Annotated in this window: 15 protein-coding genes and 1 pseudogene; 10 read left to right on the top strand and 6 right to left on the bottom strand. The window is 68.7% G+C overall.

All coding sequences use genetic code 11. The features are described 5' to 3' along the window. The first annotated feature begins 19 nt into the window (after window positions 1-19). The 4 genes from LIG30_RS11605 (at window position 20) to LIG30_RS11585 (ending at window position 4,633) form a co-directional block, all read left to right on the top strand. Complete coding sequence (locus LIG30_RS11605; RefSeq protein ID WP_038712232.1) at window positions 20-1,612, top strand: aldehyde dehydrogenase (NADP(+)); 1,593 nt, start codon at window positions 20-22, stop codon at window positions 1,610-1,612. Continuing rightward, the gene (locus LIG30_RS11600; protein ID WP_038712229.1) at window positions 1,605-2,624 is read left to right on the top strand and encodes an Ldh family oxidoreductase; all 1,020 of its coding nucleotides are present in this window, start codon (window positions 1,605-1,607) and stop codon (window positions 2,622-2,624) included. The genes LIG30_RS11605 and LIG30_RS11600 overlap by 8 nt, the downstream gene beginning before the upstream one ends. A 325-nt stretch (window positions 2,625-2,949) precedes the next feature. Next, the gene (locus LIG30_RS11595; protein WP_038712228.1) at window positions 2,950-3,483 is read left to right on the top strand and encodes a cytochrome b; all 534 of its coding nucleotides are present in this window, start codon (window positions 2,950-2,952) and stop codon (window positions 3,481-3,483) included. Between the two features lie 529 nt (window positions 3,484-4,012). Next, on the top strand, window positions 4,013-4,633 hold the full coding sequence (locus LIG30_RS11585) for a hypothetical protein (RefSeq protein WP_235510284.1): 621 nt from the start codon (window positions 4,013-4,015) through the stop codon (window positions 4,631-4,633). 39 nt (window positions 4,634-4,672) lie between these two features. Here the strand turns inward: LIG30_RS11585 and LIG30_RS11580 are convergent, their stop codons facing one another. Beyond that, window positions 4,673-5,506, bottom strand: coding sequence for an SH3 domain-containing protein (locus tag LIG30_RS11580; protein ID WP_038712222.1), 834 nt, complete (start codon window positions 5,504-5,506; stop codon window positions 4,673-4,675). Window positions 5,507-5,635: 129 nt separating this feature from the next. Next, complete coding sequence (locus LIG30_RS11575) at window positions 5,636-6,073, bottom strand: hypothetical protein (protein ID WP_038712302.1); 438 nt, start codon at window positions 6,071-6,073, stop codon at window positions 5,636-5,638. 437 nt (window positions 6,074-6,510) lie between these two features. Between LIG30_RS11575 and LIG30_RS11570 the strand changes: the two genes are divergently transcribed. Then, window positions 6,511-8,034 carry a sigma-70 family RNA polymerase sigma factor gene (locus LIG30_RS11570; RefSeq protein WP_038712220.1) on the top strand — a complete coding sequence of 508 codons (1,524 nt, stop codon included), beginning with the start codon at window positions 6,511-6,513 and terminating at the stop codon, window positions 8,032-8,034. Between the two features lie 35 nt (window positions 8,035-8,069). On the opposite strand, the gene LIG30_RS11565 is transcribed toward LIG30_RS11570, so the two are convergent. Next, window positions 8,070-9,206 carry a CapA family protein gene (locus tag LIG30_RS11565; RefSeq protein ID WP_051994972.1) on the bottom strand — a complete coding sequence of 379 codons (1,137 nt, stop codon included), beginning with the start codon at window positions 9,204-9,206 and terminating at the stop codon, window positions 8,070-8,072. Next, on the bottom strand, window positions 9,203-9,403 hold the full coding sequence (locus tag LIG30_RS27240) for a DUF2905 domain-containing protein (RefSeq protein WP_038712219.1): 201 nt from the start codon (window positions 9,401-9,403) through the stop codon (window positions 9,203-9,205). Before LIG30_RS27240 ends, LIG30_RS11565 begins: the two co-directional genes overlap by 4 nt. A 289-nt stretch (window positions 9,404-9,692) precedes the next feature. Between LIG30_RS27240 and LIG30_RS11555 the strand changes: the two genes are divergently transcribed. Beyond that, window positions 9,693-10,571, top strand: coding sequence for a helix-hairpin-helix domain-containing protein (locus tag LIG30_RS11555; RefSeq protein ID WP_038712217.1), 879 nt, complete (start codon window positions 9,693-9,695; stop codon window positions 10,569-10,571). A 30-nt stretch (window positions 10,572-10,601) separates the two neighbouring features. On the opposite strand, the gene LIG30_RS11550 is transcribed toward LIG30_RS11555, so the two are convergent. After that, a complete protein-coding gene (locus tag LIG30_RS11550) occupies window positions 10,602-11,228 on the bottom strand; it encodes an HAD family hydrolase (RefSeq protein ID WP_038712215.1) in 627 nt (208 codons plus the stop codon). 170 nt (window positions 11,229-11,398) lie between these two features. Between LIG30_RS11550 and fabV the strand changes: the two genes are divergently transcribed. The 4 genes from fabV to LIG30_RS11530 all read left to right on the top strand — a co-directional run bounded on the left by fabV (window position 11,399) and on the right by LIG30_RS11530 (window position 14,288). Beyond that, window positions 11,399-12,604, top strand: coding sequence for an enoyl-ACP reductase FabV (gene fabV / locus LIG30_RS11545; protein ID WP_038712214.1), 1,206 nt, complete (start codon window positions 11,399-11,401; stop codon window positions 12,602-12,604). Between the two features lie 396 nt (window positions 12,605-13,000). Continuing rightward, on the top strand, window positions 13,001-13,378 hold the full coding sequence (locus LIG30_RS11540) for a hypothetical protein (RefSeq protein WP_038712212.1): 378 nt from the start codon (window positions 13,001-13,003) through the stop codon (window positions 13,376-13,378). Between the two features lie 4 nt (window positions 13,379-13,382). Continuing rightward, the gene (locus LIG30_RS11535; RefSeq protein WP_038712210.1) at window positions 13,383-13,745 is read left to right on the top strand and encodes a hypothetical protein; all 363 of its coding nucleotides are present in this window, start codon (window positions 13,383-13,385) and stop codon (window positions 13,743-13,745) included. A 57-nt stretch (window positions 13,746-13,802) separates the two neighbouring features. Beyond that, entirely contained in the window at window positions 13,803-14,288 is a 486-nt protein-coding gene (locus tag LIG30_RS11530; RefSeq protein WP_038712298.1) for a lytic transglycosylase domain-containing protein, read from the top strand. An 89-nt stretch (window positions 14,289-14,377) separates the two neighbouring features. On the opposite strand, the pseudogene tssL reads toward LIG30_RS11530, so the two are convergent. Then, a pseudogene (tssL, locus tag LIG30_RS11525) lies at window positions 14,378-14,737 on the bottom strand (type VI secretion system protein TssL, long form); the annotation flags it as partial. Window positions 14,738-15,085: the final 348 nt, after the last annotated feature.

The raw sequence follows: 15,085 nt of genomic DNA, 5'->3' as shown, positions 1-15,085 counted from the left end.
GCACATCCTGAGGATAACCATGCGAATTTCAGGCCAGCTTCTGATCGGTCAATCTGCCGTGTCCGGGCAGAACGGCGAATTCCGTGCCATCGAGGCCGCCACCGGCGAGCCGCTCGAACCCGCGTTCGGCGGCGCGAGCGTGCACGACCTGGAAACCGCCTGCGCGCTCGCCGACGCGGCATTCGACACGTACCGCGAAACGAGCCTCGACGCGCGCGCGGCATTTCTGGACGCGATCGGCCGTCAGATCCTCGCGCTCGGCGACGCGCTGATCGACCGCTGCGTCGCCGAATCGGGCCTGCCGCGCGCACGCGTCGAGGGCGAGCGCGGCCGCACCGTCGGCCAGCTCGGGCTGTTCGCGTCGGTCGTGCGCGACGGCGGCTTCCTCGACGCGCGGATCGACCCGGCGCGGCCGGACCGCAAGCCGCTGCCGCGCGTCGACCTGCGCCTGCGCAACGTCGCGATCGGGCCGGTCGCCGTGTTCGGCGCGTCGAATTTCCCGCTCGCGTTCTCGGTGGCCGGCGGCGATACCGCGTCGGCGCTCGCGGCCGGCTGCCCGGTGATCGTCAAGGCGCACTCGGCGCACCCCGGCACGTCGGAACTGGTCGGCCACGCGATCCAGCAGGCGGTGCGCGAGTGCGGGCTGCCCGACGGCGTGTTCTCGCTGCTGTTCGACGCGTCGCGCGAAGTTGGCCAGGCGCTCGTCGCGGATCCGCGCATCAAGGCGGTCGGCTTCACCGGCTCGCGCCGCGGCGGCGTCGCGCTGATGCACATCGCGGCCGCGCGCCACGAGCCGATTCCCGTCTATGCGGAAATGAGCTCGATCAACCCGGTGCTGCTGCTGCCCGACGCGCTCGCCGCGCGGCATGACACGATCGCGCAGCAGTTCGTCGCATCGCTGACGCTCGGCGCCGGGCAGTTCTGCACCAATCCGGGCCTCGTGCTCGGCATCGACGGCCCCGCGCTGCGCGCGTTCGAGCAGGCGGCGGCCGCCGCCGTCGAAGCCGCCGCGCCCGCGACGATGCTCACGCCGCCGATCCACGCGAGCTACTGCGGCGGCGTCGCACAGCTGCGCGCGCACGCCGCGGTCGACACGCTCGCCGAAGGTGTCGCGGGCAACGCGCATCAGGCCCGCGCCGCGCTGTTCGCGACGTCGGCGGAAGCGTTCATTGCACGCGCCGAGCTGCGCGAGGAAGTGTTCGGTCCGGCTTCCCTGATCGTGCGCTGCCCGGACGCCGACACGCTGCATCGCGTGCTGAAATCGCTCGAAGGGCAACTGACGATCGCCGCGCATCTCGGCGCCGACGACGCGCCGCTGTTCCGCGCGCTGCTGCCGACGCTCGAACGCAAGGCGGGACGCATTCTCGTCAACGGATTCGGCACGGGCGTCGAGGTCGGTCACGCGATGGTGCATGGCGGGCCGTTCCCGGCGACCTCCGACACCCGCACGACGTCGGTCGGCGCGCGCGCGATCGAACGCTTCCTGCGCCCGGTGTCATATCAGGACCTGCCGGCCGCGCTGCTGCCGGAAGCGATCCGCGACGGCAACCCGCTGAACGTTCCGCAACGTATCGACGGCGTGCTCGCGCCGCGGGAGGCTCGCCATGTCTGATCAGGCGGAAGTCGTCCTGTCGCTCGACGACGTGCGTGCGCTCGCATTCAGCGTGCTGACCCGTCACGGGATGTCCGACGCGCACGCGCATGCAATCGCGAACGTGATCACCCAGGGCCAGCGCGACGAATGTCACTCGCACGGCGTGTACCGGCTGCTCGTCTGCGTGCGATCGCTGCGCAAGGGCAAGGTCGATCCGCAGGCGGTGCCGACGCTGCGCCGGCTGTCGTCGAGCATCGTCTCGGTCGACGCGCATCGCGGGTTTTCGCTGCTGAGCTTCGAGACGGGCCTGCCGGTGCTCGTCGAGATGGCGAAGCAGCACGGCATCGCCGCGATGGCGATCAACCACTGCTATCACTTCTCCGCGCTGTGGCCGGAAGTCGAGGCGATCGCCGCCGAAGGCCTCGTCGGCATCGCGATGAACCCGAGCCATAGCTGGGTCGCGCCGGAGGGCGGCGCGAAGCCGGTGTTCGGCACCAACCCGATCGCGTTCGCGTGGCCGCGTCCGGACGGGCTGCCGTTCGTGTTCGATTTCGCGACGAGCGCGATCGCGCGCGGCGACATCGAGCTGCACGCGAAACAGGGCAAGCCGATTCCGCCGCACTGGGCGATCGATGCCGACGGCCAGCCGACCACCGATCCGAAGGCCGCGCTGCACGGCGCGATGCGCACGTTCGGCGGCCACAAGGGCTCGGCGCTCGCGGCGATGGTCGAATTGCTCGGCGGCGCGCTGATCGGCGACATGACGAGCCTGGAGTCGATGGAATTCGACGAAGGCGTCGGCGCGACGCCGTGCCACGGCGAACTGGTGATCGCGCTCGATCCGAAGCTGTTCCTCGGCGACGCGCTCGACGCCGGGCTCGCGCGCGGCGAACGCATGCTCGACGCGATCGTCGCGCAAGGCGCGCGGCTGCCGTCGCAACGGCGCTTCGACGCGCGGGCGCGCAGCATCGCGAACGGCGTGCGGATTCCCCGGCCGTTGTATGAAGAAATCCTGACGTTGCTCGACTGACGCGCGGCGGCATCGTCCGCGGGTGATGACGCCCGCGGACGATGCGACGCGCAGCTGCTTTTCATTCTCGCTTCCATTTGCGTTTCCGCTCGCCGCGCACGGGAACGGCGCCGTTTCCTGGCAAACTTCGGCCCACGCCCGCCAATACCTGCCGTCGCGTCGCGCACTGACGCCGCCACGCACGCGCCCCGCCCTCTCTCGCACACCTTAAGGTTCCCATAAGGCGGGCTGCCCGATGATGCGCTCACCCGCGATACGTTTGCGCTACGCCTGTTCCGACGCGCATCGTTCCGCCCCCATCATTCATTGTCCCGACGAGACGATCATGTCCGATACCGTGCGCCAGACACCCCGCTATGACTTGCCGACCCGCCTGTTCCATTGGTGCACGGTCGTGTTGATCGCCGTGCAGTTCGCGCTCGGCTGGACGATGCCCGAAGCCGATGCGATGACGTCGCCGCTCGGGCTGATGCTGCTGCACGTCGATCTCGGCGTGTTGCTGCTGCTGGTCGCCGTGCCGCGCCTCGTGTGGTCGGGCGCACGCCGCAAGGTCCCCGCGGTGCGCCAGCATCCGGCGCTCGCCTTCATCGCGAGCGCGACGCACAAGCTGCTCTACGCGTCGCTGGTCGCCGTGCCGCTGCTCGGCTGGCTGAACGCGAACGGCCGCGGCTGGACGGTGGGCCTCGCCGGGTGGATTCCCCTGCCCGCGCTCGCCACGCCCCATTCGCTCGGCGCATCGATCGGCGAGCTGCACAGCGCATGGGCCACCGCGCTCGTCATCCTGATCGGCCTGCATGCGTGCGCGGCGCTCGCGCACCGCTTCGTCTTCAAGGACGACGTGCTCGAACGGATGATCTGACGGTATCGCTCCACGCGAAGCGATGCGGTGACCGGCCGGCATACAGAGCCTGCCGGACGTGTCGCCCGCTTTCAGCCCGGCCTTGCCGGGCTTTTTTTCTTTGTGGATTTCCATGGGTGTCGCTTGCGCACTCATTGCGGACCTTCGCATTTCGTTTATTGAATGACCGTTGTGCGCTGCTGTCTTTGGGCAAGTCCCAACGCCGCTTTGAGGAGAGCGGCCGATCAATGGCTGATGAGCCAGAATCCCATCGGGGCCAGCAGGTTCGACCTGCACCACTGGCCGGATAAAACGACAACCTTCGTTGTTTGGCAGACATCCAGTTCCCTTGGCAATTGGAAGGCGTCTATATAAAGTTGATTGCAGAGGCAGGGGGGTGCCGACGTGGTCAGCCCGCCGAAGTACTCCGTGCCACGTACACACGGCTTGGCGGCTTTAAACTGATCATTCCCAAAAAGCCGGACCTGCTTCTGCTGAAAAGCGGTGTGATATTTGCTGCAGTCCATCCCGTCGTGACGAACTGTTGCCGATGTTGACGGGCATTTCCAGCGTCTGCCGGCTCTCGTCAGGCCATTCACCCAACTGGAAGAAGAAAATGGCGCAAGGCAAGATTGCTCTCATCGCGGCCCTCTGCGCAGCGGGCGTTCTCCTGGCCGGATGCGAGACGACGAATTCGATCCCATACAAGGCCTCAGCCGCTAACGTCATCGCCATCCAGCAGAGCCTGCAGTCGAACAAGGTCAGCGTTGGTGACATCGGGATGGCGCCGGGCATCGACGACAGCCCACTGTGCCGTCTGATGGGGCCGGTAAAGGTGGCGCCGGGCAAGACGCCGTCGCAGTACATCAAGGACGCCTTCCAGGAAGAACTCCTGATGGCGCAAGCCTATGACGTAAAGGGCACCCCGATCGAGGGCCGCATCGAGGAACTGAGATTCAGTTCGGTGTCCCCTGCGTACTGGCAGATCACGATGGCCGTGAAGTCGCCCGTGGACGAGGGCTACAAGGTCTCGGTCAAGTATCCGTTCAGCACGAGCTTTACTGCCACGGGCGCGTGCAAGAACGTCGCGGACGCATTCGGCCCCGCCGTGCAGGAACTGCTCAAGCAGATCGTGACGAACCCGCAATTCCCCGCGCTGTCCCGCAAATAGGTCGCCTGGCCATACGCTCGCCCGGAGCCGGGCGTCCGCTCAATCATGCCGCATCTCCATCCCGTGGCCGCCCGCGCCGCCTTCCCGGCTGGAGCCATGCGCGCTGCCGCCACCACTGCCTCCACTACCGCCTCCCCCGCTGCCCCCGCCGCGCCCCGGTGACGGCACGACCATGATCGCCCCGCCGGCGGTCGCCGAGGGCACATGCACCGCACCGCCTTGCGGCCCCGGTACGTGAGCGCCGCCCTGCGGCACCTGCGGCTGAACGCCCACGCCACCTTGCGGACCCGGTGCCCGACCGCCGCCTTGCGGCATGAACGGCTGGACACCGACGCCGCCTTGCGGCCCCTGCGGCCGGCCGCCCCGTTCATGGTCGAACGGCCTGCCACCCGCACCGCCTTCCGGACGCCCGCCATGCAGATGCTCGCTTGCCGGCGGCACGCCGCCCGGCCTGAAGCGGGGCACCGGACGGTTCATCCAGCGATCGCGGTCGTGATACCACGGCCTGTCGCGGTAATGGCGATCCCAGTACGACCCGATGAAGAACGTCACCACCGGAAAGCCGATCGTCGCGCCATAATCGAGCAGCGGCTCTTCGCCGCCGTCGTACGGATAGCTGAGCAGCCCGGCATAGATCCAGCCGCGCAGGTTCGGCAGCGCGACGTCGCACCACGAGTAATCGCTCAGGCAGCCGATCACGGAAACGAGCACCCCCTCGGGAATCTGCGCGACAAGCGGATAGTCCGGCGCCGGTCCCGCGCGCAGGTTTGCGGGACTGTTGGTATACGCCTCGGTTTGCGCGAACGCCGTGCCGGCACTGACCAGCAGGCCGAAGAAGCCGATGCGGATGCATCGGAGAATTGCTTTCTTCATGATGTCCTCCTGCGCGGCGCAACGGTCGCATCGCGCGCCGCCCGATTCGGCGGCGCACGGCGATCGCCGCCGCGGGCAGCCGTCATGGCGCGTGCTGCGTGCGCGCGCGCCACGCGGCCCGCGCGCGGGTCAATGCCCGCGGCCACCGCCGTGCCCGCCGCCATGCCCGCCCTCCCAATGTCCGTGTCCGCCGCCGCGGAAGTCGCCATGCCCGCCGTGGCCGCCCCAATGGCCGCCCCAGAACCCGAAGCCGATCGACACCGGCGGCCAGCCCCAGTAATCGTAATATCCGGGGTAGTACGGGCGGTAGGAATACGGGTAGTACGGATACGGCACGACTGCCGGCGCGGCATACGCGGGCGCGTACGACGGCGCGGCCTCTACCGGCGGCGGGCTCGACGCGGTATCGCCCGGCGTGACGGGCGCCTCGCGTTGCGACAGCGTCGCCGGCGCGGGCGCGGGCGCGTAATACGGCGCATAGCCGTACGGGCTCGTGTAATAGCAACCGCCGAGCGCAAATGCGGTCAAAGCGAAAGCGGCGAGTCTCGCGGTGGAAATCGGGTTCATGTAATGCTCCAGCATGCGTCGGAACGGTCATCTCGCATCCGTCCATGTTTCTAGCTTACGTCTCCGGCACGTATCACGTCGGTATGATCCGTTACCGTTTGTTTCCTGCTCCGGGGTCGCCCGGCAACCGCGCAACAGCCGGGCCATCCGGGCAGGCAAGCGATTCGAGCGTAGCGCCGCACGGCTCGTGCTTCGTCGATCTCGATCAATGCGGGCGGCTTTTGATCGGCGCGAACGCGCCGGCGACGCAAGTGGCCGATCCACCGCGGTCGCGCGCCTCGGCCACGAGGCCCGGCGCTGCGCCATTGAAGTCGGCGCAGCCGCCCTTACGTTGGGGATGACAGGCTTGCGGGAGCGGACGGGCGTCCGCACTGACCCGGCAGCCGGAAACGGCGGTTCCCCCGCCGACGCAGCAAGGCGGCAATGCCGCACGCAACATGAACACGCCATGCCGCGCGCCACGCGCGGACAACCATCTCGACGCAGTCGCCCGGCTGCTGGCGCTGGCCACCGAGCAGGGCTATCTGATTCACGCGGATCTCATCGACGCATTGCCGCCCGAGCGCGGCGCGCCGGACGCGCTCGACGCGGTGCGCGCCGCGCTTGCGGACATCGGCATTGCCGTGCTCGACGAGCGGCCGCAGGCCGCGCCGTTTGCCGAAGCCGCCCCCGTCGACGTCGACCGAGACGCGCTCGACGACGGCGGTACGCTGCTCGACGCGATCGCGCGCGGCGCGAGCGCCTCGACCGACCCGCTCGCCGTCTACGTGCGCCGCATGCACGCGGTGCCGCTGCTCACCCGCGAAGACGAGATCGCGCTGGCGCAGGCGCTCGAAGCCGGTCGCCGGCAGATCCTGATTGCGCTCGCCGGATGCCCGGAGGCGGTCGACGCGCTGATCGCGCACCTCGGCGCGACCGATGTGGCCGATGCATCCGATGACGCCGCCGGCTCGCCCGCGGTCGCCACGCAGGCGGCGTTGCGAAAGGGTGTCGCGTCCGTGCGGCGCGCACGGCACGCGCATGGCCTCGATTCGAAAGGATGCCGAAACGCCTGTTCGCGGCTCGCCACACTGCTCGAAACGATCGCGTGGCCCACGCCGGCCGTCGAACATGCGTGCCGCATCGCGCACGCGCACGCCGCGCGTTTGCCGCACGCAGCCACGCCGGACGACGACGCGCCGGGCGGCGAGACGCAACATGCGCTGTCTGCCGCGCTGCACGACGGCCAGCGCCGCGTGCACGAAGCCACGCGCAAGATGCTGGAAGCCAATCTGCGGCTCGTGCTGTCGGTCGCCAAGAAATACGCGAACCGCGGCGTGGAACTCTCCGATCTCGTCCAGGACGGCAACATCGGCCTGATGCGCGCGATCGAGAAATTCGAATACCGGCGCGGCTTCAAGTTCTCGACCTACGCGACCTGGTGGATTCGGCAAGCGATCGTGCGCTCGGTCGCGGATCGCGCACGCACGATTCGTCTGCCGGTTCACGTCGGCGACGACCTGAGCCGCGTGCGGCGCACTTCGCAGCGCATCCGCCAGCGAACCGGCCGCAAGGCGACACATGCGCAGCTCGCGGAGGAAAGCGGGTTGCGCGAGGACAAGCTGCGCGCGCTGCTTTCGCTGCCGGGCGAACCGGTGTCGCTCGACACGCCGCTGCCCGACGCGGACGTGGGGCTTGGCGAGCTAATCGAGGACCAGTCGTCGCGCAGCCCGTTCGACACGCTGGCCGATGCGCGCATGCGCGAATGCGTCGCGGCGCTCCTGAAGTCGGTCTCGCCGGTCGAGGCCGACGTGCTGCGACGCCGGTTTGGCATCGGCGGCACCGAGCCGGATACCTACGACGCGATCGCCAAGCGGGCGGGCATGTCGCGCGAGCGCGTGCGGCAGATCGAGCGGCGCGCGCTCGAGGCATTGCGGGCGGCCGCGCAGGCTTGCGACGCGCATGCGTTTCTCGAGGTGTGACGGGTGCCGGAACGGAGCGTCGGCCCGTCTTCCCGTCAGTCGCGCAGCGACAGCACGCCCGCCTCGTCGCGTTTCACGTGCGTGCCGAACGCCGCGCTCTCGCGTTCGAGCGTGTCCGCGAGCCACGACACGCCGTCGTCCGGCGCGCGGCGCACGCTCAGGTGGCGGACCTGCATCGGCACCATCTGCAGATCGCGCAACGCGCCGCTGCCCGCGTCGACGAGCGGAAAATACATCAGCGCCAGGTCGGGCCGATAGGCGTGATAGCCGGCGATGCCTTCGTAATCGTTCAGAAAATCGCCGCAGCCATAAAGGATCAGCCGCTCGCGATAGCGCTCGATTCCTCTGACATGATGCGACGAGTGGCCGTACACGACGTCGACGCCGCCTGTGTCGATCAGCCGATGTGCGAAAGCCCGCTCGTCGCTGTCGGCCTCGAATCCCCAATTGGCGCCCCAGTGCAGCGACACCACGACCACGTCGCCGGTGTCGCGCCGCTGTGCCGCGATGCGCTGCCCGATCGCCTCCGCGCGGGACGGCGAGAGATCCGGCAGCAGATTCACCCCGCTTCGCGATGCACGCGCGGCCCACGCGTCGGGCACGCCGGCGCTCGCGGCACCGAATGCCTCGATCCGCACCCGCACCCCGCCCGCGCACGCGACGATCGCGGGCGCGGCGGCCGCTTGCGCGTCGCGCCCCGCGCCCACGGGCCGGATGCCCGCCCCCTCAAGCGCGGCGACAGTGTCATCGAGGCCGGCACGCCCCCAGTCGAGCACATGGTTGTTCGCCAGCACGCAGCAATCGATCCGCGCTCGCGTCAGGCAGCCGATGTTGTCCGGGTGCATCCGGTACAGCACGCCCTTGCCGGGCCACCGGTCGTCGCTCGCTGTGACCGCCGTCTCCAGGTTGACGATCCGCGCGTCCGGGCGCATGCGCTCGAGCACCGCAAGCGCGTCGCCCCACGGATACGCGTCGTCGCGATGCGGCGGCAGCCGGCCGTTCGCGCGCTCGGCGAGCCGCACGTAGTCGCGCGCCGAGCGGCACACCGGCTCGTACAGCGCCGGATCGCCGGGGTGCGGAAGAATCTGGTCGATGCCGCGGCCGGTCATCACGTCCCCGCACAGAAACAGCCGCACGCAGCCGCCCAGCGCCCCACCATGCCCCGTGCTCATCGCCGGAACAGCCAGAACAGGATCGTCAGCACGACCGACACCAGCACGCACGTCGCGAGCGGAAAGTAAAAGCTGAATCCGTCGCGGACGATGTGGATGTCGCCCGGCAGGCGCCCGAACGGAGTCCGCGCGAGCCATCGCCAGCCGAGGCCCGCCGCGATCAGCAGCACGCCACAGATCAGAAGCGTTCGTTGCATGGCAACTCCTCGCGAATGACGATTCGTGCCCAGGGGCTGTTTACACGTGGAACGTGCATGCATTGCCACGAGAACAGCCGCGCCAGATGTAAACAGCCTCTAGCGTACCGCCGCACGGCGCGCATGTGTGGCCGGCACCCGCCCACGGCCGGCGTCGGGCCGCCCGCATCGCCTGCCGTTGACGCGCGTCAACATTCCGGGGATCGCGTCCCGGACAATCAAAACGAGCCGGCAAGCGCGTCGCGCGCCGTTCCCGTCACCGGTTGCACCCACACGCGCCCCGTCGCCCATGCAGACGTCCCCCACCCGTGCTTTCGACGACAACCGGCAGATCTCCGCGTGCCTGCGGGAAGCCGGGCAACGCCTCGCCGACCAGGGCGCCAACCCGTTCCGGGCCGGCGCCTACCGTGCCGCCGCCGACACGGTCGATACCCTCGATCAGAACATCCGCGTGCTCTTCGACGCGGGCGGCGTCGACGCGCTGGACGCGCTGCCGCACATCGGCACCGGCATCGCGCAGGCGATCGCCGAGCTACTGATCACCGGCCGCTGGCGCCAGCTCGAGCGGCTGCGCGGCGAAGCCGGCTTCACGTCGGCGTTCCAGAGCGTGCCCGGCATCGGCCCGGGACTGGCGATGCGCATCCACGACACGCTGCACATCGACACCCTCGAAGACCTCGAGATCGCCGCGCGCGACGGCCGGCTCGAAGCCGTCGGCGGCGTCGGGCCGCGCCGCGCGGCGGGGATTCGCGCGGCGCTCGACGAGGTGCTGAGCCGCAGACGCCGCTGGCACGGGCCGCCAAGCCGAAGCGCACCGAACGAGGAGCCGCCCGTCGAACTGCTGCTGTACGTCGATCGCGTCTATCGCGAGAAGGCCGCGGCCAGCGCGCTCCCGACCATCGCGCCGAAGCGGCTGAATCCGGAGGGCAAGGCATGGCTGCCGGTGCTGCATCTGACGCGTGGCGGATGGCACTTCACCGCGCTGTTCTCGAACACCGGGCGCGCGCACGAGCTGGGGCGGACGGCCGACTGGGTTGTCGTCTATTTCTATGACGATATGCAGGCCGAGAAGCAGCGCACCGTCGTCACCGAGACGCGCGGCGGGCTGATCGGCAAGCGGGTCGTGCGCGGGCGCGAAATGGAGTGCCGCGCGTACTACGAAGTCTGAACGCCGCCTGAACCTTCGCTGCGGGCGCGATCAGCGGCCGCGCTCGATCAGCCGGCGGCGTGTCAGCTCCGCCTCGAGCGCGTCGGCATCGACGAACCGGTAGCCGTGAAGGCCGGCGTGGATCGCGCCGGCCACATTGGCGTCGGTGTCGTCGATGAACAGCGTTTCGCCGGGGCCCGCGCCGAGATGCGCGACGCATCCCAGATAGGCCTGCGCCGCCGGCTTGACCGCGCCGAACGCAGCCAACGCATACACGTCGTCGCCGAACAGCCGCGCGACCGGAGGATTCAGGTAGTCGAGGTGATCGGTGACGAGGCGGCTGTTGTTGGTCAGCACGGCGATGCGGTGCCGCTGCGCCACGCGGGCGGCAAGCGCGAGCGTGGCGACGTTCGGGGTGATCGACGCGTGGCGGGAAGCCAGCCATGCGTCGCGGTCGATCCTGCAGCGCAGCAGGTCGCCGAGCGCGCCCAGATACTCGTCGGGGGTGAGTTCGCCGGCGTCGGCGCGCGCTTCCAGACCTGAGCCCCAGATCGCATAGCGCACGGCGTCCGGCGGCTTGCCGGTCATCGCCGACAGGCTGTCGACCCGCGCGCCGCGATCGTAATGCGACAGCACCCCTTCCATGTCGAACAGCACCAGACTGATCGGTAAGGTCATCACGCCCCTCGTGTGTCGAAGAAGCCCGTCGCCATCGCCCCGCGCCCGTCCGCCGACACCGCGTCGCTGCGGACGGGGCGGCTCGGCAGTGGCCGTTTCGCGCTTCCATTACAATGCACGCAATTTTTCGTGCCAAGCGACGATTTCGTCATTTCACGCAAGGGGCCTTCATGATCATCAAACCGCGTGTGCGCGGGTTCATCTGCGTCACGACCCACCCTGACGGGTGCGACGCCAACGTCCGGGAACAGATCGACTACGTCGCCGCGCGCGGCCGCGTCGCCGACGGCCCGAAGAAGGTGCTGGTGATCGGCGGGTCCACCGGGTACGGCCTGGCCGCCCGCATCACCGCCGCGTTCGGCTGCGGCGCCGACACCCTCGCGGTGTGCTTCGAGCGCGCCGGCAGCGACAGCAAGCCCGGCACCGCCGGCTGGTACAACACCGCCGCGTTCGAGAAACGCGCCGCCGCGCAGGGCCTGTACGCGCGCACCATCAACGGCGACGCGTTCTCCGACGAAGTCAAGCGCGTGACGATCGACGCCATCAAGCGCGATCTTGGCCAGGTCGATCTGGTCGTCTACAGCCTGGCTGCGCCGAGGCGGATCCATCCGCGCACCGGCGAGGTGTTCAATTCGACGCTGAAGCCCATCGGCAAGGCCGTCAGCCTGCGCGGCATCGATACCGACAAGGAAGTCGTCCGGGAAGCCGAGCTGGCGCCCGCGACGCAGGAGGAAATCGACGCGACGGTCGCCGTGATGGGCGGCGAGGACTGGCAGATGTGGATCGACGCGCTGCTCGACGCGGGCGTGCTGGCCGATGGCGCGAAAACGACCGCCTTCACCTATCTCGGCGAGAAGATCACCCACGACATCTACTGGAACGGCTCGATCGGCGCCGCGAAGAAGGATCTGGACGCGAAGGTGCTCGGTATCCGCGAGAAGCTGGCGCGCACGGGCGGCGATGCGCGCGTGTCGGTGCTGAAGGCGGTGGTGACGCAGGCAAGCTCGGCCATTCCGATGATGCCGCTGTACCTGTCGCTGCTGTTCAAGGCGATGAAGGAGAACGGCACGCACGAAGGCTGCATCGAGCAGGTCTACGGGCTCTACCGGGACAGCCTGTACGGTGCAGCGCCGCATCTGGACGACGAGGACCGCCTGCGCGCGGACGAGAAGGAACTCGATCCGGCGGTGCAGGCCCGCGTGCTGGCAGGCTGGAATCAGGTGACGAGCGAGAATCTCTACGACCTGACGGACTTCGCCGGCTACAAGACCGAATTCCTGCGCCTCTTCGGGTTCGAGATCGCGGGCGTCGACTACGACGCCGACGTGAATCCGGACGTGCAGATCCCCAACCTCGTGCAGGTTCAGGCGGGTTAACGCCGCCGCGCGCGACGCGCGGCGGCCTGACCTGACCGAAAGTCACATGCCGCCGGCGCACGCGCGCCGGCGTCCTTCCCGGCGCACGATCGCGCCGCTTGCCCAGCTCTCGACGACGATTGCACGGCATGCGCAGGCTGGCCGGCAAATCATCTCCCTACGCAACCCTGCCTGTCGGCGCATCCGCGCGCCCCGCGCGAGCGTCCGCCCCATGCGGCAAATTGCCTGCGTCATTTCACTACCCGTGTGCGGCCGATTGGCGTGCCGGATTCCCTCAAAGACCCGGTTCCGGAGGTAAGTCTTCCTATTTGGCAAACGTTTCCGGCCCCGCTATCAAGGTTGGCAGGGATCGTGCCGAAAACGCGCCTGTAGTCACGATCATCCTGGGAGTTGCATGTGAAGTGGGCAGTCTATTCTTTCGCGCTACTTGCCGTGACCGGCTGCGCGCAATTGCCGGCGAGCTTCACCGCGCAAAATGACCGGTCGGCGGGGGCAAGCGAGGTCATCCGTTTCGACATCCCCGCCGACGCGCTCGGCGCACGCGATCCGCAGCTGAGCGCGCTGCTGGCGAAAGCCGGCTCGCTCGCGGCCGCGCAAAAGCAACCCACGATCGTGCAGGTCACGGCCCTCGGCCAGGACTTGCCGTACATCAATCACGCGATCTGGAAAGGCGTGCCCGCGCAGCGCGCGGCGAGGATTACGCTGGAGAACCTGACGGCCGGTGGCAACCAGTCGTACAGCGTGTCGATCAAGTCGATGCAATCGGGAAGCTGACACCATGCGCCGCATTTTCGTAATAAGCGCCGGCCTGCTGCTCGGCACGTCCGCGTGGGCAGGCACGGTGCAGACCGTCGCATCGCTGCAACCGTCGGGCGCCTCCGCGGACAAGGTCTACCCCCCTCTGCCGACGCTGACGATGCTGCCCCCTTCGTCGGGTGACGACGAGGAGCCGCTGTCGCACTCGGCGCCGGCCTCGCGGAAAAAAAAGGCACGGCACGTGGCGGAGTGCAGCAAGTGTGGCGGCGGTGGCGGCGGTGGCGGCGGCGGCAGCGCCCCCGTGGCCCGCCTCGTGGTGTCCGATGCATCGCGCGCGTACCTGAAGGACATCGAGCACCAGCTCGACGTAGCGTTGTCGCGATGAACACCGCGGCGCGCTGCAGATAATTCGACCACCTTCGCACGGGAGCGACTCATGTTCATGCAAAGCACTGCGGCCGCGACACGCGCGCCGCGGCATGTCCGCCACATCCGGGCCGCATGCGCGGCGCTGGCCCTGTCGCTGGCGTGCGCCGCCGCGCACGCCGAAGACTGCTTCGAACGGGCGGGCGCGTATCAGGGCGTCAATCCGCTCGTGCTGCGCGCCGTGTCGTGGCGCGAATCGAAAGGAGACGCGACGGCGATCAACCGGAACGCCAATGGCTCGATCGACGTCGGCGAGTTGCAGATCAATTCCATCCACTTCTCCGACCTGGCCCGCCAGGGCATACCGCACCGCGCGCTCAGAGATTCGTGCGTGAACATCTTCGTGGCCGCGTGGCTGCTGAAGCAGAAAATGGTCAAGTACGGCAATACGTGGCGCGCGATCGGTGCCTATCACTCGGAGTCGCCGAAAGAGCGCGACGCGTACGCGCGCAGCATTCAGGAGATCCTCGCCGGCTGGGGCGAGCTGCAGGCGAGGCAGTAAGGCACCCGCCCCGGGCGGAGGGGGCGCCGGTCGTCGCCGGACTGCATGACCCCGAACAGCACTCGGTCGGGCTTCGCGCGGAATCCGGCTTACTGTGCGACGCGGATCTCGACGCGCCGGTTCTGCGCGCGCCCCTGCGCGGTGCGGTTGTCGCCGACGGGGTCGGCGTCGCCCTTGCCGGCGACTTCGAGACGGCTCGCCGGCACGCCTGCGGCTTGCAGCATTTGCATGACTCGGGCCGCCCGCTCTTCCAACAGCGCCTGATTCGATGCGAATTGGCGGCTGCGGATCGGCACGTTGTCGGTATAGCCGAGGACCGTTACCTTGCCCGGCACCCTGACGATCTCGCCCGCGATCTTCGAGATCAGCGGATTCATCGCTGCCTGAACGGACGCGCCGCCGGGCTGGAACATCGCGTCGCCGCGGAGCGTCACCGTGCTGCGGCGAGCAGCCGGCATGTCGGCCGCGATACATCCATCGCTCGATCGGCTCCCTGGTGACGACGTCGAGAATCTGATCGCCCCATACCCGAAACACTGCTCCGGTACTGCGGGGATCGAAGTACCGGATCATCGCCAGCACGCCGTCCCCGATAGCCGTGGACAACACGGCCGCTAAGCCCGTGTCAGGCCACGGCCGTCCGTGGCGCATCGAACATATGGAGCGCGACCGCCAGCGGATCGACTCCAAGCCACGACACCCGTTTCTTGCCGACGAACACCACGCGCGGCCAGCCGTACCCGCCGGGCGTATATTCGTGGAAGTACGGCACGCGAAACCAGCAGCGGCTGTCGTGC

It is taken from the genome of Burkholderia sp. lig30, assembly GCF_000687455.2.
GTDB lineage: Bacteria > Pseudomonadota > Gammaproteobacteria > Burkholderiales > Burkholderiaceae > Burkholderia.
Note: the sequence above shows the minus strand (reverse complement) of the source record. Positions and strands in the feature narration are given on the sequence as shown.